16 protein-coding genes are annotated in these 20,375 nt (G+C 58.9%); 10 read left to right on the top strand and 6 right to left on the bottom strand.

All coding sequences use genetic code 11. The features are described 5' to 3' along the window. Window positions 1-15 precede the first annotated feature (15 nt). The gene (locus ACFO6X_RS10020; protein ID WP_382432575.1) at window positions 16-300 is read left to right on the top strand and encodes a DUF1289 domain-containing protein; all 285 of its coding nucleotides are present in this window, start codon (window positions 16-18) and stop codon (window positions 298-300) included. Then, window positions 297-941 carry a DsbA family protein gene (locus ACFO6X_RS10025; RefSeq protein WP_382432577.1) on the top strand — a complete coding sequence of 215 codons (645 nt, stop codon included), beginning with the start codon at window positions 297-299 and terminating at the stop codon, window positions 939-941. Before ACFO6X_RS10020 ends, ACFO6X_RS10025 begins: the two co-directional genes overlap by 4 nt. 26 nt (window positions 942-967) lie before the next feature. Here ACFO6X_RS10025 and ACFO6X_RS10030 read toward each other — a convergent pair whose 3' ends face one another. Both ACFO6X_RS10030 and ACFO6X_RS10035 read right to left on the bottom strand, forming a co-directional pair. Next, window positions 968-1,189: a hypothetical protein gene (locus ACFO6X_RS10030; protein ID WP_382432579.1), complete on the bottom strand. Its 222-nt coding sequence runs from the start codon at window positions 1,187-1,189 to the stop codon at window positions 968-970. Window positions 1,190-1,194: 5 nt separating this feature from the next. After that, the gene (locus tag ACFO6X_RS10035; RefSeq protein WP_382432581.1) at window positions 1,195-1,506 is read right to left on the bottom strand and encodes a hypothetical protein; all 312 of its coding nucleotides are present in this window, start codon (window positions 1,504-1,506) and stop codon (window positions 1,195-1,197) included. Between the two features lie 311 nt (window positions 1,507-1,817). Here ACFO6X_RS10035 and ACFO6X_RS10040 point away from each other — a divergent pair, with 311 nt between their 5' ends. From ACFO6X_RS10040 to ACFO6X_RS10070, 7 genes are read left to right on the top strand one after another with little or no spacing between them, the layout of a single operon-like run. Then, window positions 1,818-3,983 (top strand): TonB-dependent receptor, encoded by a 2,166-nt coding sequence (locus ACFO6X_RS10040; protein ID WP_382432583.1) that lies wholly within the window; start codon window positions 1,818-1,820, stop codon window positions 3,981-3,983. A 5-nt stretch (window positions 3,984-3,988) separates the two neighbouring features. Further along, a complete protein-coding gene (locus tag ACFO6X_RS10045) occupies window positions 3,989-4,933 on the top strand; it encodes an alpha/beta hydrolase (RefSeq protein WP_382432585.1) in 945 nt (314 codons plus the stop codon). Next, window positions 4,930-5,199 (top strand): hypothetical protein, encoded by a 270-nt coding sequence (locus ACFO6X_RS10050; protein WP_382432587.1) that lies wholly within the window; start codon window positions 4,930-4,932, stop codon window positions 5,197-5,199. The genes ACFO6X_RS10045 and ACFO6X_RS10050 overlap by 4 nt, the downstream gene beginning before the upstream one ends. A gap of 4 nt (window positions 5,200-5,203) precedes the next feature. Then, window positions 5,204-5,497, top strand: a complete 294-nt coding sequence (locus ACFO6X_RS10055) for a hypothetical protein (RefSeq protein WP_382432589.1) — start codon at window positions 5,204-5,206, stop codon at window positions 5,495-5,497. Window positions 5,498-5,516: 19 nt separating this feature from the next. Beyond that, window positions 5,517-7,214 (top strand): PepSY-associated TM helix domain-containing protein, encoded by a 1,698-nt coding sequence (locus ACFO6X_RS10060; protein ID WP_382432591.1) that lies wholly within the window; start codon window positions 5,517-5,519, stop codon window positions 7,212-7,214. A 47-nt stretch (window positions 7,215-7,261) separates the two neighbouring features. After that, a complete protein-coding gene (locus ACFO6X_RS10065) occupies window positions 7,262-9,082 on the top strand; it encodes a DUF294 nucleotidyltransferase-like domain-containing protein (protein ID WP_382432593.1) in 1,821 nt (606 codons plus the stop codon). Beyond that, on the top strand, window positions 9,079-9,738 hold the full coding sequence (locus tag ACFO6X_RS10070; protein WP_382432595.1) for a 3'-5' exonuclease: 660 nt from the start codon (window positions 9,079-9,081) through the stop codon (window positions 9,736-9,738). Before ACFO6X_RS10065 ends, ACFO6X_RS10070 begins: the two co-directional genes overlap by 4 nt. 25 nt (window positions 9,739-9,763) lie before the next feature. Here the strand turns inward: ACFO6X_RS10070 and ACFO6X_RS10075 are convergent, their stop codons facing one another. The 3 genes from ACFO6X_RS10075 to ACFO6X_RS10085 all read right to left on the bottom strand — a co-directional run bounded on the left by ACFO6X_RS10075 (window position 9,764) and on the right by ACFO6X_RS10085 (window position 13,078). After that, window positions 9,764-10,921: a hypothetical protein gene (locus ACFO6X_RS10075; protein WP_382432597.1), complete on the bottom strand. Its 1,158-nt coding sequence runs from the start codon at window positions 10,919-10,921 to the stop codon at window positions 9,764-9,766. A 124-nt stretch (window positions 10,922-11,045) separates the two neighbouring features. Beyond that, the gene (locus ACFO6X_RS10080; RefSeq protein WP_382432599.1) at window positions 11,046-12,773 is read right to left on the bottom strand and encodes a cation acetate symporter; all 1,728 of its coding nucleotides are present in this window, start codon (window positions 12,771-12,773) and stop codon (window positions 11,046-11,048) included. Then, entirely contained in the window at window positions 12,770-13,078 is a 309-nt protein-coding gene (locus ACFO6X_RS10085) for a DUF485 domain-containing protein (RefSeq protein WP_382432601.1), read from the bottom strand. Before ACFO6X_RS10085 ends, ACFO6X_RS10080 begins: the two co-directional genes overlap by 4 nt. A 260-nt stretch (window positions 13,079-13,338) precedes the next feature. Between ACFO6X_RS10085 and uvrA the strand changes: the two genes are divergently transcribed. Next, window positions 13,339-19,083 carry an excinuclease ABC subunit UvrA gene (uvrA, locus tag ACFO6X_RS10090; protein ID WP_382432603.1) on the top strand — a complete coding sequence of 1,915 codons (5,745 nt, stop codon included), beginning with the start codon at window positions 13,339-13,341 and terminating at the stop codon, window positions 19,081-19,083. A 1-nt stretch (window position 19,084) separates the two neighbouring features. Here the strand turns inward: uvrA and ACFO6X_RS10095 are convergent, their stop codons facing one another. After that, window positions 19,085-20,335 (bottom strand): BaiN/RdsA family NAD(P)/FAD-dependent oxidoreductase, encoded by a 1,251-nt coding sequence (locus tag ACFO6X_RS10095; RefSeq protein ID WP_382432605.1) that lies wholly within the window; start codon window positions 20,333-20,335, stop codon window positions 19,085-19,087. Between the last annotated feature and the right edge of the window lie 40 nt (window positions 20,336-20,375).

The raw sequence follows: 20,375 nt of genomic DNA on the forward strand, positions 1-20,375 counted from the left end.
TTTTCCAGAAAGAATATGGAAGCCACCTCTTCCCCACCTATTGCCGCCCGTGCCCAATTGCTAGCCGAGGCGGGTTATTTTGCTCCCGACAGTGACGAGGGCGTGCCCTCGCCCTGCATTGCCGTGTGCCGCATGAGTGCTGATCAGAGCCATTGCGAAGGCTGTTTCCGCACGATCCCAGAAATCCGCGCTTGGGCTGGGGCCGACAGCGCCGAACGCCTAGGTATCTGGAGCCGGCTGGCACAGCGTGCGGGCTTTGCCTTTCCCCCTACTGCCACTACACAGCCAGCGCAACCATGAAGCACATTACTTTTTACTTGGATTTCGTCTCGCCCTATGCTTGGCTGGCCTTTGAAAAATTGCCACAGGTGCTGGAGGGGCTGAGCTACAGTGTCGAGTACCGCCCCATCTTGCTGGGGGCACTCTTGCAAGCACAGGGCAATCCTGGCCCGGCGGGCATTCCGTCCAAGCGCGATTGGACTTATCGCCACGTCACTTGGTTGGGCCACAGCTTGGGCATCCCAGTGCAGATGCCCGCCCGCCATCCTTTCCCGCCCCTGCCATTGTTGCGCTTGGCACTGGCTTGCAGCATGGATGGCAGCATTAACCGCTTTACGGCGGGCACGTTGTTGCGCCATGTGTGGCAAGGCGGTCACGATGCTTTAGACCCCGCCCGACTCGAAGCCCTCAGCCCGGCCTTGGTCGAGCAGCACCAACCCGGCGGTGATGATCCCAAGAACTTGCTTTGGGCCAATACCGAAGCGGCTGCCGATCGAGGGGTGTTTGGCGTGCCGGCCTTTGAAGTGGATGGCAAGATTTTTTGGGGGCTGGACAGCCTGCCTATGCTGCGCGCCTACCTAGAGGGCGACACTTGGTTTGATAGCCACTGGCAACAAGTGGCCCAGGTGCCCAATGGCCTGCCTTCTGCACCAGCCAAGTGACAGGGGCAATCCCAACCAACAAGGGTTCAGGTATTGCGTGTCAGACTTGGCAATGCGCCCCATAAAGAAGCCGTTCGTGCCAGCAGCAACTGAACACGCAATCGGAGTATGTCGGTTTCTTGGGCCACCACCTTGCCGTAGGTGGTGCTAGCCCACGGGCCCACCCGTGGCTGTAAGCGCCCTGCTGGGCCGATCAGGGCCACATCTTCAACCGGGGGATGAACCGAGGAATGCAGTGGATCAGCCATGTGGTTTATTGAATCCATGAAGCCATCGGGTAACGGTATGGCGTGTGTGACCACGTGATGCTGGATGGGCAGGAATGGCTCGGCCCAGCCAGCACTTGCCAATGGTGGTACAGGCTATGGATCATGCGGCGCAACTCCAGCGACAGTCCTGGATGCCGACACAGCAAATCCAGATGGGTACGAATCTTGTGTGCCATCCATGTTTGTTGGCTGGCACAGGCACTCTGTGCGTGGCCAGTCATCAGTGCCAAAGTGGCAGCCAATACGGCCTCTGCGCCAGACAGCTCGTACTCTTGATCTGCGGGGTGTGAGTCCATCGCATCGCTCCTGTATGTAGGAAGAAGGTCATTCAGTGATTGCAGCCCAATTCTATTTGAGAATAGTTCTTATTTGTAATTAGTTTAATACTATTGGTGTTTGTGTTCAAATTGTCATTTGCTAATTTGGCGGTGATGACCGCGTGCAGCGCCTTGCATGCTGGGTTGTGGTATCTTTTATTGATAATGATTATTGATTACAATTTAGTTTGGGGCACGCTGAGTGCCCAAGATGCCCCCGTGCCAACCCCATAACTCAAGCACAACAGCCAGCGTTTGCCAGCCAGTGCATCTCTGAATAGGAATACACCATGCTGCGAATGACCCCTGTTGCCCTTGCGGTCAGCATCCTCAGTGCTCCTTCATGGAGCTGGTCTCAATCTGCCCCCCACAGCGCAGCCGCAGACGCCTTGACCTTGCCTGCCGTTCGTGTTTCAGCCAGTGCTGAGCGCCCATCCGATACCCCTGCACCGTATGCCGGTGGTCAAGTGGCCCAAGGGGCGCGCCTGGGGGCTTTGGGTAATCAGAGCGTGTGGGATACGCCCTTCAGCATCAGCAGCTATACCTCTGAGTTGATTGTCAATCAACAGGCCCGCAATTTGGCGGACGTGATGGTCAATGATGCTTCTGTACGCTTTACCACGTCCAGTGGGCATGCCTACGAAAACTATCGTATTCGGGGCTTTGATGTCAGTTCGTCAGAATTGGCTATCCACGGCATGTTTGGCTTGGCCCCTATGGGCCATGCACCACTGGAATCGATAGAACGGGTCGAAGTGCTCAAGGGCCCCTCTGCCTTGTTCAGTGGTATGCCTCCGGGGGGTGGGGTGGGTGGAGTGATCAATCTGGTGCCCAAGCGGGCAGGCGATGATCCGTTGTCGCAGGTTGCGTTGGGCTACCAATCGGCAGGGCAGTGGACGACTGGGCTGGACTTGGGGCGCCGCTTTGGCGAAAACAAGGAATGGGGTGTCCGGATCAATGGCGCTTTGGGCGATGGAGACACGGAGCTCGATGGTCAGTCTAAAAAGCGCGAGTTCCTGTCTGGGGCTTGGGATTACCGTGGTCAGGCATTGACGGCCTCATTGGATGCCTATTACAGCCATGAATCCTTTGCAGGTGGCATACCCGCTATGTATTGGTTTCAGAGCACCACCCCCATACCTGCTGCGGTAGATCCGCACAAGACGGTCTTTCCTGGGGCCAGTGGTGCGTTGGAAAGCAAAGCAGTGATGGGCCGGGCAGAGTATGCGTTCAACCGGCACCTATCGGCTTTTGCTGGGGTGGGGGTGATGGGGTTTGAGCAGACCGGATTTATCAACGGCACCCATGCCCGCAACATTGCAGCCAATGGCAACTTCACTGCGGCCACCAACGGCACGCGCTCATTCACAGACAACGTGGCATTAGAAGCTGGCCTGCGTGCGCGCTTTAGCACTGCATCGGTAGACCATGAGTTGACCCTGCACGCCACCCGTCTGGAGCAGAAAAGCGGCTCGGCCACGGTTTCGGCCACGGCCACTTCCAATATCTATCAGCCAGAAAAAAATCTGGTCATGCCAGCGCCGCCCGGTGTAGCGCCCAAGACCAGTGACACCTCGCTGTCGAGTTTGGCGCTGATCGATACGCTCTCGTTCATGGAAGACCGCATCCGCATGACATGGGGTCTGCGCCACCAGCGCATCCAAACTAACAATTACCATGCCAGCACGGGGGCTGTGACGGCGCAATACGACAAAAGTACGGTGTCACCAGCCTTGGCTCTGGTGGTCAAGCCTTGGGGGCCAACGGTCGCCCTGTACGCCAACTACACCGAGGGTTTAAGCAAGGGCGATACCGTCAGCGATGCACAGGCCACCAATAGAAACTTTGTCTTTGAACCCTACCAAACCCAGCAAAAAGAAATTGGGGTTAAATGGGATGCGGGCCGTTTTGCCCACACCTTGGGTTTGTTTCAAATCACCAAGCCCACGATGGTGGCCCTGGGTAGCAGTGACCATCCCACCTATACCGATGATGGAGAAAAACAGGTGCGTGGCCTAGAGTGGAACACCTGGGGTGCGTTGGTGCGCAATGTGCGTTTGTTGGGGGGAGCATCCTATAACCAAGGTGTGCAGACAAAAACGGCCTATGGTCGCTACGATGGCAACACCGCTATTGGCGTACCACGCTGGCAGGCCAATCTGGGGCTAGAGTGGGATGCATCTGCGGTGCCAGGCCTGACCCTCAGTGGCCGCATGACGGCCACCAGTGGCCAATATTTGGATGCGGCCAACCAACAGCGCATTCCTGGCTGGGCCACATTGGATGCCGGGGTGCGCTACGCTATGGATTGGCAGGGACGCAAAACGGTGCTGCGTCTGAACGTCAACAACCTGTTGGATCGGCGCTATTGGTCTGGCAGCTTTAGCGACAGTTACGCTATGGCTACTTTGGGGGCACCTCGCACGGTGTCGGTGTCTGCCACGGTTGATTTCTGACGCCGATGCGCCGATTGCACAATTTAGGGCTGCTGTGCAGCAGCCTGGTGTGGGGCATCCTGATGTCTTTGCCTGCCCATGCGCAAGCCGTGGACAGTGGTTGGGCCACGGTGGCATTGACTGCGGCACAGCAGCTGGACATTCGGGCGCGCACTACCGGATACCCCTACCGTATTTTGATGTCGGTGCCAGATGCGCCAGCACCCAAGCAAGGCTATCCGGTGCTCTATGTGTTGGATGGCAATGCCGCCTTTCCGGTGGCAGCCTTTTTGGCACGCAGTGTGGCTAGCCGCCGTGATGTGACTGGCCACCAGCCCCCTTTGGTGGTGGGCATTGGCTACCCTGGCGATCGTGATTTTGATGTGGCTGCACGCCAACGAGACTACACCCCCGGTGCCCAGAGCCCACACCCCCCAGCCACCGAAGGGGGAGCTGACCATTTTCTGGATTTCATCGACCGAGAAGTCAAACCTATGGTGGCCGCCCGCTACCCCATCGACAGCCAGCGGCAGGCATTGTTTGGTCATTCTTTTGGGGGATTGTTGGCATTGCACGCGTTGTTGACCCGCCCCACCAGTTTCAGCACCTATTTGTTGTCTAGCCCATCTATTTGGTGGCAAGACAAACGGGTTTTGGCTGGGTGGCCGAATCTGGTGCGCAGCGCCGCAAGGCCACGGGTGCAGATCAGTGTGGGTACCTTGGAGGACGATCCACCCAAAGGAAACTATCCACCAGAGGTGCGGGCCTTGTGGGCCCAACGGCCTATGGTGATGCCAGCGCGCCATTTGGCGCACCAATTGCGCGAGTTGCCGGGCTGGAGTGATGCCAACACGGTCTATTACGAATTGGCTGGCGAAAACCACGGCCCCGCATGGTTGCCCGCCATGACGCGTGGCATGCAGTTTTTCATGGAGCAAGCTCCGTCCCACTCGGTAGCAGCCACACCATGACCTTTTTTATTGTCATAGGCTTGCTGGCCATTGCATCCGGTTGCGTTGGCATTTATCTGGCATCTCCCCACCAGAGTTGGTGTGCGGTGTCATGGCCTAGGCTTCCAGCCCACAGTGTGGGTGTTTTTTTGCTGTTGTTAGGTTGGAGTAGTTTGCTGCAAGCCATGCACGGGTTAACGGCCTTTTTTGTGCTGTGTACCACCTTGATGTGGGTCTTTGTTGCACTGCCGTATGTGGGTGCATTGGCCCACCTTGGCCGTAAGTGATGACATGACGCACAAGCAGAAAGATCTCCCCATTCAGCGGGACTGGCTGTCCAAAACATTGGCGGGCATCGTGTGGGGCGTGGTGCTGGGATTGGCTGGCAGCGGCTGGTTTTCTTACCTCCATCCAGACATGCCGTTGGCTGTCCGTGGGCAGTTGGCGATGTGGATGTTTGCGCCGATTGCCTTGGGGGTATTGGCTGGCGTGTATTTCTTTTCTAGCGGCATCCGCGCTTGGTGTTGGCTGGGCAGTGTGGCATTGCTGGCATCGGGCACGTTAGCTCTATGGCGTCTGTTTTGAAGCTCTGTATCCCATCACCATGAGAAGCGATTTTGTCCGCATTTACAAATCGGTTCATACTTGGACAGGCATTCTGTCTGGGTTGGCTTTGTTCATTGCCTTCTATGCCGGTGCCCTCACCATTTTCAAAGAGCCCTTGACCCGCTGGGCGACTCCACCCCAGCAGGTGCGCTGGGTGCCGTTGGCCCAAACCCAGTCATTGATCCTCCAGACCTTGGAGGCCCACCCTGAAGTGGCCAAGGACTTTAGTATTTACCTCCAAGATGCCGAGCATGTCCCGGCACGCATGGGCTGGCAGGTGCGCGATCCGCAGGCAGACGACCATGATGACACCCAAGCGCGGCACTATGTTGCCACGCTGGATGCGCAGGGCCAGGTGCAGGTGGCGGCCTCGCAGCCTTCGCAATTGGCCTCTTTGATAGATGTGCTCCACCGGGTTGTGGGATTGCCCGTGGATAGTGATCCCAACCGTTGGTTGATGGGTGGGGTGGCTGTTCTGTATGCGCTGGCGCTGGTGTCTGGGGTGGTGGTTTTGATGCCATCCTTGGTCAAGGATTTCTTTGCTTTGCGGATAGGCAAGAACCTCAAACGCATGTGGCTTGATGCCCACAATGTGGTGGGCATTGTGAGTTTGCCCTTTCATTTGGTCATGGTGCTGACGGCCATCGTGTTTGCCTACCACGACGGTATTTACTTTGTTCAAGACAAGCTGTTGCACGATGGCCGATGGGCTACAGCATTTCAGCGACCTTCCACGGCACCGCCGCATCCTGTGCCAGGCAAAAACCCAGCCCTGATGCTGTCACCCGAGGATTTGCTCTATACCGCACGCCAATCGGCCCCAGGGTTTGAGCCATCTTTGCTGCAATACCAGCAGGTAACGGGGGCACGGGCCGTGGTGCGTGTTTGGGGCAAAGATCCTTCGGCTGTGTCACCCCGAGCCCGAGGGGGGTTTTTGGCGATAGACCCCTACAGTGGCAAGATTCTGAACACCGATTTTCTGCCGGGTGCCCAAAATACAGCCAACCTTTTTATCAGCAGCTTCTTTGCGCTGCACATGGCCGCATTTGGTGGCGTAGCAGTGCAGTGGTTGTATTTTTTACTGGGGTTGGCAGGGGCTTGGCTTTTTTACAGTGGCAACCTTCTGTGGGTGGAAAGCCGACGCAAGAGGCAAGGACGCCAGAGCCCCAGTGTGCCCATGCAGCGGCTCGATACGCGACTGATGGCTGCCGTGACGGTCGGGGTGTCTTTGGGGTGTGTCAGTGGTGTTTCATTGGCAATGGTGGGCAGCAAATGGCTGCATGTGCTGCTAGGAGATGCCAATCCGTGGCTGGCTGGCATGTATTACACCGCCTTTGGGGGCTGCATTGCTTGGGCATGTTGGCAGGGCGCAGGCCGGGCCGCTGTGCATTTGCTTTGGCTGGCCTCGCTACTGACACTGGCTATCCCCCTGACGACCCTGTTGGCATGGTGCATGCCCGCTTCAGGGCTTTGGGCGCACCACTCCATTGCCAGCCTTGGTGTGGATATCACGGCCTTGGTCGGTGCTGTCGTATTGGGCAGTATGGCAAAAAGCACGGCGCAGCGTGTGTACACGGGAGCATCAGACAGCGTATGGTCTACGGGTCGGACATGGGGGCCGCAAGGCAGCACAGCCCCAGTGCCAAGGCAGGCACAGGTGGTTGATGCAATGGGCGAGCGCACTGGAAAACCCTGATGCCAGGTGCAAGCCTTTTGCAAGGCCCACCGGGTTGAATGGGCTCTATGCCCAATGCCTTCAATTTTTCCGCTTCACCGTTTGACTGCCTGAACCCCGAAGAGCAGGGGCTGGTACGCAAGAGTGTGGATATTGCCTATTTCCCGGAGGGTGCAGTGGTGCTGGATGTGGGGGCCGTACCCACGCACCTGTTCATCATCATCAAGGGCTATGTCACGCAGAGTGAAAGCGAGGAGGTGTTGGCAACTTACGGCCCCGATGATACTTTTGATGGTCGGGGCTTGGTGGCTGGGCGTGTTAGCAGCCGGTTTGTGGCTGCCGAAGAGGTGGTGGCTTACCAGCTCACCCATGAGGCCGTGAATGAACTGATTGCCCGCAACGCCACCTTTGGTGCCTTGTTGTTTTCCGATATTGGGCACAAGCTCAACACCTTGGCACAACGGGGCGATGAGCACGAGTTGCAGTCGCTCACCTTGGCACGGGTGGATGCGACCTATCTGCGCCCAGCCCACACGGTAGATGCGCAGACCGACATCATCTCTGTGGTGCATTTGTTTCAGGCACAGCGCACCAACAGTGTGTTGGTCACAGACTTGCCCGGTGGGCAGTTGGGCATTTTCAGCAACACCACCTTGCAGCGGGCCGTGTTGGATGGCCGCCCGCTCCACGAACTGACTGTGGGTGAGTTTGCTAGCAGTCCAGTCGTCACGATACGCCCTGGCGATCAGTTGGGCGATGCCATGGCCTTGTTGTTGCGCAGCCGTGTCCATAGACTGGTGGTGGTGGATGAACAGGGAAAAATCCATGGCATTCTCGAGGCGCTGGACATGTTCAGCTTCTTGGCTAACCACTCGCACCTGATTACGGTGCAGATTGAACAAGCCCCCGATTTGGCAGCACTGGAGCAGGCTGCTGCACAGATCACACGGTTGGTGGCCTTGCTCTACCGGGGGGGCACCCGTATTCGTTTAATGGCTACCTTGGTGCAGCAACTCAATGCCCGGCTGTTTGAGCGTGCATGGCAGATGCTCGCACCGCCAGATTTGGTGAGCAACAGTTGTCTGTTTGTGATGGGCAGTGAGGGCCGGGGCGAACAACTGCTCAAGACCGACCAAGACAACGGCTTGATCTTGCGCGATGGCTACACCCCGCCAGCAGAGTTAGACGCCATTTGCCAGCGGTTTTCTCAGGCATTGATTCGTTTTGGTTATCCAGAATGCCCAGGCTACATCATGGTGAGCAATTCTGCTTGGCGTGATTCGGTGAGTATGTGGGCGCAAAAGGTGCGCCAATGGCTCTTGTTGCCCGATGCCGATAGCCCGATGCATTTGGCTATCTTCATGGATGCCCATGCCGTGGCTGGTGACGCCCGTTTGTTGGACGAGGTGCGTGCTCGGCTGATGGAGTTGGCCATTGACAACGATGCCCTGCTGGGCCGTTTTGCCGCAGTGGTGGAGTCTTTTGGTCACCATGCCAGTTGGTGGGCGCGTCTGTTGGGCAACGGCCACAGCGCGCGTGGCCTGAACCTGAAAAAGGAAGGCATCTTTCCTATTGTGCATGGGGTACGCAGCTTGGCCTTGGCCCGGCGCATTGTCCACACCAGTACCGCTGAGCGCATCTCGGCCTTGGTGGCCGATGGCACGCTCAGTGCCAGTCAAGGGGCCGAGTTGAGCGAAAGTCTGTTCTTTTTGATGGGGTTGCGCCTCAAGGCGGGGTTGGCCGAGTTGGACACCGGCCATTGCGTCAGTGGCGATGTGACGCCCGAGCATTTGAGCAGCCTGGAGCGCGATTTGCTCAAAGACACCCTGTCGGTGGTCAAACGCTTCAAGGCACTGTTGCACCAGCGTTTTCGATTGGATGCCCTATGAGCATGGCCCCGGCTCCCCGGCGCTGGTTGCAGCAATGGCAACGCCAATGGCAGTTGCGCCAACTCAGCGATCCACAGTACCGTTTTCTTTGGGACGCCCCTCCTGCCGATGAGTGGGTCTCGCTCGACTGTGAAACCACCGGACTGAACGTGCGCAGCGATGAGATCATCTCTATTGGGGCGGTGCGCATTGCAGGCCAGCGCATCTTGAGCAGCCAGCGCCTAGAGTTGTTGGTGCGCCCCGATAAAGGGGTGTCTGCGGAGAGTGTGCGTATTCACCGCCTGCGTGAACGCGATGTGGCCCAAGGACTGCCCTTGGCCCAAGCCATGCATGAGCTGTTGCACTTTATTGGCAGTCGTCCGTTGGTGGGTTATTTTTTGGAGTTTGATGTAGCCATGCTCAATCGGGCGGTGCGGCCGTTGTTGGGGACAGGTCTGCCACAACCCCAGGTAGAGGTGTCTGCGCTTTACTACGACTACAAGTTCCGCCAGCTTCCACCCTATCGGCAGCAAGAGAACGCCGATATTGATTTGCGCTTTGATACCCTGATGACCGATTTGCAGCTGCCCCGGCGCGATGCGCACGATGCGCTCAATGATGCTGTGATGGCTGCGCTGGCTTTTATCAAGTTGCGCCAGTTAGGGGCCAGCGCATAAATGGGCTTGGTGCTGGCCCGCTGTGCTAGCGGTTGGTTTTGCGCCAATGTTGCATGGCCGTCTTGCCTGTGGGTGTTAGCAGGGGCTGCAATTGGCGCCAAGCCAGGGTGATGCTGTCGTTGCAAGCCCGCATGGCATGTGGATGCAGGGTCTCAAACACCAGTCCTTGCGGGGTTGGATAGGGCTGGGCAATCTCCATGTGTTCGGAGTCTTCGGCACAATCGTCTCCGGGGGTGTTGCGGGGGTCATGCTTTTCCAGCAGCGCCCGCAGAGGGGTGCGTATGGCTTCTCCTGAGGGGGTGTGTTGGGGAGCTGCCGCCTTGGCACCCCCTTGGAGCCAATCCCAAACCACCGTGGGCAGGCCGGTCTCTAAATTCCATGTCAGATGAGAGACGGAGGAAAAGCCGTGGGCACCACCGCAATACAGCTCTGGCGTAAAGTCACGCAACACCAAAGTGGTATCTGTCCAGAACACCAGCTCTAGGGTGCTCTCCCAAGTGCTGCCGCCCATGCGTGTGCATTCGTAATCTTGTATGGCTTGTTCACCCAGCCATTGGCGCGCATAGGCATTGAAAGCCGCAACGCCAGAGCTGTTGCCGGGGAGTTGCAAGGCACGGGCAATGGGCGTGCGCAATTCTTGATAGCTGCGCCCTTGGTATTGCCGGGGGTGTGATTGCACTGTGTGGGCGGCCTGAATGGGGGCATAAAACTGGGCACCACAGGCGGCGCTGTCTTCCTGCTGGCGCCCCGCCACTGCGGGCAGGCGCGTGAGCTGGATGGGCAGTTTTTTCTGTCCTGTCAGGTCACGCCAGATGCCATGCAGCCCCCCTTGGGCATTGGGCTCCAGTTGCCAATGGGCCAAGGGCCGTAGTTCAATGCTGCCTGCATCACGTACTTGTTCTGTCAGGGTCAGTTGCCCTGTTTGCAAGGCTTGGGCCAGCGCATCTTCGCTGCTTTGGCCGGTGGCCTTGGCTTCTAGCCATAGACCGCGCCGCTGTTGAAGGGAGTAATACTGGGCCGTTTGGGGAGACAGGCACACCATGACGTTGTGTGGGCCAATGCTCCCTTTCCAGGTGCCTGCATACGGCACAGTGGTGGCTGTTGTGCCAGCTTGGCTGGACGGAATAGTGACCAACCAAGCCGTGCAAAGCAAAGCGGCAGGAATACACGCAAGCACTTTCAATCGAGTCTCCTTGATGCAGGGGGCAGTGTGCCGCGGGACAATAAAAAAACCGGGCCTGATGGCCCGGTTTTTGTCAGGGGAAGGCGCCACTGTAGAACAACAGCGCCCTTATCAGGCCCAACGCTCAGTGGCCAGAAGCACCCGAGGCACCCAGGCCGGTTTCCGAACGCACTTTTTGTGCGGGGAAGGCAGCACGTTCACGGGCGGCATTGGCGCTCTTGTCCATGACAGAGAACAACCAAACACCCAAGAAGCCGATGGTCATGGAGAACAGAGCAGGCGAGCTGTAGGGGAACAGAGCCGAACCCTTAGGATTGCCCAGCGTGGCTTCCCACACCGAGGGCGACACCACAGTCAGGGCCACAGAGGAGATCAGGCCCAAGAAGCCACCGATCACAGCACCCTTGGTGGTGCAGTCTTTCCACAGCACCGACATGAACAACACGGGGAAGTTGGCCGAAGCAGCAATCGCGAAAGCCAGCGACACCATGAAGGCGATGTTTTGCTTTTCAAACGCAATACCCAGCACCACAGCAATCACGCCCAGAGCCAAGGTGGTCATGCGGGAAACCTTCAGCTCGGATGCGCTGTCGGCATTGCCCTTCTTGATGACGGTAGCGTACAGGTCGTGCGACACAGCAGAAGCGCCCGACAAGGTCAAGCCAGCCACCACAGCCAGAATGGTAGCGAAGGCCACAGCCGAGATAAAGCCGAAGAACACGTTGCCACCGACCGACTTGGCCACCAGCACCGCAGCCATGTTGGCCGTACCTGCACCGCCGTGGATCACGCCCTTGGCGGTATCGGCGTACTCGGGGTTGGTCAGCACCAAAGTGATAGCGCCGAAACCGATGATGAAGATCAGGACGCAGAAGTAGCCAATCCAAGTGGTGGCCCACAGCACGGATTTACGGGCTTCTTTGGCATCAGGCACGGTAAAGAAGCGCATCAGGATGTGGGGCAGACCAGCGGTACCGAACATCAGGGCCATACCGAAGGAAATGGCAGAGATGGGGTCTTTGATGAAGCCACCGGGGCCCATGATGGCCAAACCAGCCTTGGCAGCCTCTTCAGGGGTTTTGCCTGAGTTGGCAGCAATACCAGCACGCACTTCCACACCCTTGGCAAACAGTGCTTCGGGGCTGAAACCAAACTGGGCCAGCACCATGAAGGCCATGAAGGTCACGCCCGACAGCAGCAGCACGGCCTTGATGATCTGCACCCAAGTGGTGGCTGTCATGCCGCCAAACAGCACGTACACCATCATCAGCACACCCACGATGACCACAGCCATCCAGTATTCCAGACCGAACAGCAGTTTGATCAGCTGACCTGCACCCACCATTTGGGCGATCAGGTAGAAGGCCACCACCACCAGCGTGCCAGAAGCAGCAAAGGCGCGGATGGGGGTTTGTTGGAAGCGATAACCGGCCACGTCGGCAAAGGTGAACTTGCCCAAGTTACGCAGGCGCTCGGCCATCAGGAAGGTGATGATGGGCCAGCCCACCAAGAAGCCCAGCGAGTAAATCAGGCCGTCAAAGCCCGAAGCCATCACCGCAGCCGAAATACCCAAGAAGGAAGCGGCAGACATGTAGTCGCCCGCAATGGCCAAACCGTTTTGGAAGCCCGTGATGCCACCACCGCCGGTATAGAAGTCAGCCGCCGATTTGGTCTTGGCAGCAGCCCATTTGGTGATATACAAGGTGCCGGCCACAAAGATGCCGAACATGATGATGGCCGTCCAGTTGGTGGCCTGTTTGGCCGCTTGGCCCACATCACCGCCAGCGGCGTAAGCGCCCCCGGCAGCCAATAGCGCCATCAGAGCGCCCAACAATTGCACACGAGACTTCATTTGGCAGCGTCCTTCAGGATTTCTTGGGTCAGGCGGTCAAACTCACCGTTGGCGCGATTGACATAGTAGCCAGTGATGGCAATAGTGAAAACGATCACGCCCATGCCGATAGGAATACCAATCGAGGTAACACCCGCACCGATAGGTTGGGCCAAGAAGGGCTTGTTGAAGGCGACCAAAGCGATGAAGCCGTAGTACACGATCATCATCATAATGGTCAGGGTGACACCTAGGCCGTTGCGCTTGGCTTGCAACTCTAAGTATTTGGGATGGCGCTGTATCTTGTCTACCACCGAATCGCTCATTGCGTCGTCTCCTCAGAAATGGATGAAAGCAATAAAACCCTAGGGGCTTTAAGGCATCGGCCCATTCTGCAAATGCCGTCTGACCAACTCCTTACGAAAATCGCTCAAAACTGTCATTTAAGTATTTGATTTGCTTGGGGAAAACCCGTTGGTAATTACCCTAGGTTCTACCCTGTCAACACACCTTTGGCTGCTGCTTTTGCTGGCTTAGGGCACCATCCTAGGATTTTTTGGCTTTTCCTTTTTCCGAAAGATTCTCGATGAGCGATGGCCTGATTCGCATTCGTGGCGCCCGTCAGCACAATCTGCAAAACCTTGATTTGGATATTCGTACCGGGGAGCTGACCGTGGTCACTGGCCCCAGCGGTTCGGGCAAGTCCAGTTTGGTGTTTGATACCCTGTATGCCGAGGGCCAACGCCGCTATGTGGAAACCTTTAGCGCCTATGCCCGCCAGTTTTTGGAGCGCATGGACAAACCGGCTGTGGATGCGATAGAGGGCGTGCCACCGGCCATTGCCATCGACCAGACCAATCCGGTACGCAGTTCGCGCTCCACCGTGGGCACCATGACTGAGCTGAACGACCACCTCAAGCTGCTGCTGGCGCGTTGTGGTCGATTGTTTGACCGCCAAACCGCGCAGCCGGTGCGCCACGACAGCCCCGAAAGCATCTATGCCGAATTGCAGCACCGCTGTGCCACCACCGACCCCCGGTTGGTACTGACCTTTGCCGTAGAGCTGCCTGCCGATACCAGCCCGGAGCAGCTCCAACAATGGCTGTTGGCCAGCGGCTTTACCAAAGTGCAGGCACAGCGCAGCATCGATACCCCCAGCGGGCCGCGCCAAGTGCTGGACGTGGTGGCCGACCGCTTTCGTATTGGCAAGGTAGAAAAAGCCCGCGCCATCGAAGCGATTGAACTGGCCTTGCAACGCGGCAGCGGGCGCTTGCAGGTGTTGGTGCTGCACGAAGGGCCAGAAGCGGCCCCCGAAACTTGGCGTTTTTCTACCGGCCTGCATTGCCCAGACAGCGACCTGCGCTACAGCGAGCCACTGCCATCGGCATTCTCCTTCAACTCGGCGGTGGGGGCGTGCGAAACCTGCCGGGGCTTTGGCCGCGTGATTGGGGTCGATTGGGGATTGGTGATTCCCGATGGCAAGCGCACGCTGCGCGAAGGCTGTATCAAGGTGATTCAAACCCCGGCGTGGAAAGAAGCCCAAGACGACCTGATGCGCCATGCCGAGGCCGAAGGCATCCCACGCGACACACCGTGGAATTTGCTCACGCCAGAGCAGCAGCAGTGGGTGCTGCAAGGCTCGCCCCGTTGGAACGGCCAATGGAACCAGCAGTGGTATGGCATTCAACGCTTTTTTGATTATTTAGAGAGCAAAGCCTACAAAATGCACATCCGGGTGCTGCTGTCCAAATACCGCAGCTACACCGAATGCCCACACTGCGCTGGCGCGCGCCTGAAAACCGAAAGCCTGCTCTGGCGCATCGGCAGCCAAGCAGAGGCCGATGCGGTGTTGCCGCCAGCGCAACGCTTTATGCCGGTGGGCGTAGCGTGGAGCCGCGCCCAACTCGAAGCCCTGCCCGGCCTGTGCCTGCACGATTTGATGCGGCTGCCCATTGCCCGCTTGCGCCAATTTTTTGCCGGGTTAGACAGCAGCGGCCAAGGCAGCGATGCCCAAGCCTTGCGCTTATTGCACACCGAGATTAGCACCCGGCTCCAATACCTATGCGATGTTGGCATTGGCTACCTGACACTAGACCGGCAAAGCCGCACCTTGAGCGGCGGCGAAGTACAACGCATCAACCTGACCACGGCGCTGGGCACGTCCTTGGTGAACACCTTGTTTGTGTTGGATGAGCCTAGCATTGGCCTGCACCCGCGTGATATGCACCGCATCACCCAAGCCATGTTGCGGCTGCGCGATGCGGGCAACACGCTGGTGGTGGTAGAGCATGACCCCGCCGCCATGCTGGCTGCCGACCGCATCATCGATATGGGGCCAGGCCCAGGTGAACGGGGCGGCCAGATTGTGTTTGATGGCAGCACCGATGCCCTGCGCCATGCCGATACCCTGACCGGCCACTATTTGGGCGGGCGCAAGCACATTGGCATGGGCTTTCAGCGCCCCGTAAGCGAGGCCACACCGCGCCTGCTGCTGGAAGGGGTGCGCGCGCACAATTTGCAAAATTTGACGGTGGGCTTTCCACTGCAACGCTTGGTCACGGTCACGGGGGTGAGTGGCTCCGGCAAATCCACCTTGATTCAAAATGTGCTGGCCCCAGCCTTGATGCGCCATTTTGGGCTCGCCACCGAAGCCCCCGGAATCCACGACCGGCTGTTGGGGGCCGAACATCTGAGCGCCGTGGTGTTTGTCGATCAATCACCCATTGGCAAAACGGCACGCTCCAATCCGGTCAGCTATGTGGGTGCTTGGGATGCCATCCGTGAATTGTTTGCCTGCACGCCGGTAGCACGCCAGCGTGGCTACACCGCCGCCAAGTTCAGTTTTAACAGTGGCGATGGGCGCTGCCCTACCTGTGGTGGCTCGGGCTTTGAGCATGTGGAAATGCAGTTCTTGAGCGATGTCTATTTGCGCTGCCCGGATTGCCACGGCCAGCGTTATCGGCCCGAAATTCTGGAAGTGTGTATCGAACGCACCCAGCCGCAAACTTCCGACTCGGATGCTGACGCGTGGGAAACGCGCACCCTGAACGTAGCGCAGGTGTTGGAACTGACCGTGAGCGAAGCCGCCGTGCTGTTTGCCCAAGACCATGCCGTAATGGCTGGCCTGCGCCCGCTGTTGGATGTGGGGCTGGAATACATCCGTTTGGGCCAGCCCGTGCCTACGCTATCGGGTGGGGAGGCGCAACGACTCAAACTGGCAGGCCATTTGGCCGAAGCGGGGCGCACGGCCAGCAAGTCGCGCCAACCGCTGGCGCGCAAGGGCACTTTGTTCTTATTGGATGAACCGACCACCGGCCTGCATTTTGACGATATTGCCAAGCTGATGCGCGCGCTGCGCCAGTTGGTCGATGCGGGGCATTCGCTGGTGGTGATTGAACACAATTTGGATGTGATTCGCGCCAGCGACTGGCTGATAGACCTTGGCCCCGAAGGCGGCGAGGGTGGCGGCTGCATGGTGGCAGAAGGCACTCCGCACGACTTGCGCCAACACCCCACGTCCCACACCGGCGCAGCCTTGCGCGACTACGCGCAGGCGTTGGGCGTGTCGCCTTTGAATGTGCAAGAGCCACGGGCCCATTGGGACACACCGGCCAGCGCCAGCAATGCGCCCGCCATGTCCGAGTGCATCCAAATCGTCAATGCCAAAGAACACAATTTGAAAGGCTTGTCGGTGGAGATTCCACGCGGGCGCTTCAATGTGATTACGGGCGTGAGCGGCTCGGGCAAATCCACATTGGCGTTTGATATTTTGTTCAACGAGGGCCAGCGCCGTTATTTGGAATCGCTCAATGCCTACGCCCGCAGCATGGTGCAACCGGCAGGGCGGCCCGAAGTGGATGCGGTGTATGGCATTGCCCCCACGGTAGCGATTGAGCAGCGCCTGTCACGCGGCGGGCGCAAATCCACCGTGGGCACGGCCACCGAAGTGTGGCATTTTCTGCGCCTGCTGTATGTGAAGCTGGGGGTGCAGCATTGCATCCACGACGATGCGCCAGTGCAACCACAAAGCATTGACCGCATTGCCGCCCAGTGGCTGACGGAGTTTCGCGGCCAGCAGATTGGCCTCTTGGCCCCGCTGGTGGTGAACCGCAAGGGCGTTTATACCGAACTGGCCGACTGGGCACGCCAGCGCGGCCACACCCATCTGCGCGTGGATGGCGAGTTCTTGCCCACCACGGGCTTTCCACGTTTGGACCGCTTCAAAGAGCACTCGATTGAATTGCCTATCCTCAGTTTGGAGGTGTTGCCAGAACAAGAAGCCCTGTTACGCGCCGGTTTGGCGAAGGCGCTAGAGCATGGCAAAGGCGTGGTGCAGGTTTTGAGCAATTTACACGGATTGCGCGAGGCCATGCAAACCGGCAGTAGCACCGCGGGCATTGGGCGCTTGCAGGTCTATTCGACCCTGCGGGCTTGCCCGGTCTGTGCCACCAGCTATGCCGAATTGCAGCCCGCATTGTTCAGCTACAACAGCAAGCATGGTTGGTGTCCGCATTGCGTCGGCACGGGCGTGGCCTTGACTGCCGCGCAGCGCAAGGCCTTGGACGACTCGGTGCGCGACGACAAAGACAAAGGCCGCGAGCAAACCTTTGCCGAGCCAGACATCGACGAAGTCGCCGATACCCCCTGCCCGCATTGCGAGGGCACGCGCTTGAACGCCACGGCCCGCGCAGTGCGCTTTGGCGGCCACAGCATCACCGAAGTGGCTCGCTGGCCGATAGGGCAAATCCAGCACTGGCTCAACCAGCTGGCTTTGAGTGAGCGCGAAGCAGGCATTGCACGCGATTTGATTCCCGAAATCCGCAGCCGTTTGCAATTTCTGCAAGAAGTGGGCTTGGGCTACCTGACGCTCGACCGGGGCGCGCCCACGCTGTCGGGCGGCGAGGCGCAACGCATTCGGCTGGCAGCGCAATTGGGCAGCAACCTGCAAGGGGTGTGCTATGTGTTGGACGAGCCCACCATTGGCTTGCACCCACGCGACAACCATATCCTGCTCAACGCCCTGCAAAAATTGGGCGACCAAGGCAACACCTTGGTCGTCGTAGAACACGATGAAGACACCATCCGCCGGGCCGAACACCTGATCGACATTGGCCCCGGTGCGGGCCAGCGTGGTGGGCAGTTGGTAGCCCAAGGCAGTGTGGCCGACCTGACGGCAGCCCCCCATTCGCAAACTGGCCGCTATCTGTTGCACGCCATGCAGCACCCCTTGCAAGCCCGGCGGGCCACCGATGCGGCAGACACGGCTTGGCTCACGGTGCAGGGGGCACAGTTGCACAACTTGCAGCAAGTCACGGCCCGTGTACCCTTGCACCGGCTGGTGGCCGTCACGGGGGTGAGTGGCTCGGGCAAATCCACCTTGGCGCGTGATGTCTTGTTGACCAATGTGGCTGCATGGGTGCAACAGCGCAGCACGCAGGCCGGACGGCAAGCGATGGACGCAGGCCAAGCCCCGCCCTTGCACGGTTGCACCGGCCTGCAAGGCTTTGAGAGCATTGCGCGGGTGTTAGAAGTCGATCAAACCCCGATTGGCAAAACCCCGCGTTCCTGTCCAGCCACCTATATCGGTTTTTGGGACAACATCCGGCAACTGTTTGCCCAAACGCTAGAGGCCCAAGCGCGTGGCTACAGTGCAGGGCGCTTTAGCTTTAATACCGGCGCGGGCCGCTGCCCGCATTGCGAAGGGGCGGGCATCCGTACTATTGCCATGAGCTTTCTGCCCGATGTGAAAGTGCCCTGCGAGGTTTGCCACGGCGCGCGCTTCAACCCCGAAACCTTGGCAGTGACTTGGCGCGGCAAACACATCGGCGAGGTGCTGAACATGGAAGTGGACGAAGCCGTGGGCTTTTTTGCCTCCATGCCAGTGATTGCCCACCCGTTGCAACTGTTGCAAGACGTGGGCTTAGGCTACCTGACCTTGGGCCAGCCCAGCCCCACCCTGAGCGGTGGTGAGGCCCAGCGCATCAAACTGGTGACTGAGCTGACCAAGGTGCGCGATGACATCACACGCCGCGGGCAAAAAGCCGCGCACACCTTGTATGTGTTGGATGAACCTACCGTGGGCCTGCACATGGCCGATGTGGATCGGCTGATTCGGGTGTTGCATCGGCTGGTGGACGGTGGCCACAGCGTGTTGGTGATTGAACACGACTTGGATGTGATTGCCGAGGCCGATTGGGTGCTGGACTTGGGGCCAGAAGGTGGCGCTGCGGGGGGCTGCATTGTGGCAGCCGGTACGCCAGAAGCACTGGTGCGGGCCGGTACGCACACCGGGAAGGCACTGGCCCCGGTGTTGGCACGCTCTGGGGTGTAACTCAGGCTGTAGCGGCCAAGGCTTGCGCCCGCTCGGCCAGCCCTTGCGCGCAAGCAAAGGCGCTGGCCCAAGCCCATTGAAAGTTGTAGCCCCCCAACCAGCCGGTAATGTCCACCACCTCGCCCACAAAATACAGCCCCGGTTGCGCTTTGGCCTCCATGGTTTGTTGCGATAGGGCTTTGGTGTCGATGCCACCCAGCGTGACTTCGGCCTTCTTGTAGCCTTCGGTGCCGGTGGGGGTGAGTTGCCAGCGGCTCAGGCGCTCGGCCAGCCGGGCCAAGGCCTTATCAGAGGCTTCGGCGATGGGGCGCTGCCAATCGGCCTCTTGGCTGGCCCAAGCATCGGCCAAACGGCTGGGCACCAGCGTCGCCAACTCATTGGCAATCAGCTTGCGAGAGCGCAGCTTGGCCTGTGCCAATGCAGTGGGCAAATCGACCGTGGGGGCTAAATTGAGTGATAGCGGCGTGCCCTGTTGCCAATAGCTGGAAATTTGCAACACCGCCGGGCCAGACAAGCCCCGGTGGGTAAAGAGCAAATCTTCGTCAAATGCCATCAGGTTCTTTTTGCTGCCGGTGCTGATGCTCACCGGCAAGGCCAACCCAGACAATTGGGCGTAGGGTGCCCAATCCGTGCCATCAAAGGTCAGCGGCACCAAGCCGGGGTGGCGCTCGACCAGCGGAATGTTGAATTGCTGTGCCAGCCGGTAGCCCAGATCGGTCGCGCCAATTTTGGGAATGGACAGTCCGCCCGTAGCCACCACCAAGCTGGGGGCTTGCACCACGCCTTGGCTGGTGTCGAGCTGGTAGCTGCCGCCAGATTCTGTCGCGACAAAACCGATTTTTTGCACCTTGCAGGGTTGCCAGCGTTGCACCTGCCCAGCAGCGCACTCGGCCAGCAGCATCTGGATGATGTCTTCCGCCGAGCGGTCGCAAAACAATTGGCCTTTGTGCTTCTCATGGAAGGGAATGCCGTGTTTTTGCAGCAGCGCGATAAAGTCTTGCGGCGTATAGCGTGACAGCGCCGAGCGGCAAAACTGTGGGTTTTGCCCGACAAAATGCTTGTGCGGCGCACGCACATCCAAATCGCGGTTGGTAAAGTTGCAGCGCCCACCGCCAGAGATGCGGATTTTCTCGCCCACGCGCTCGGCGTGGTCAATCAGCAGCACCTTGAGGCCGCGCTGGCCTGCTTGGGCCGCACAAAACAGACCGGCGGCACCGGCCCCAAGGATGATGGCGTCAAAGGTAAGGCTCAAAAGGTGCTCCAAGGCCAAAGATAAACAAGGTGGTAAGGGG

Source organism: Giesbergeria sinuosa, assembly GCF_042652905.1.
GTDB lineage: Bacteria > Pseudomonadota > Gammaproteobacteria > Burkholderiales > Burkholderiaceae_C > Simplicispira > Simplicispira sinuosa.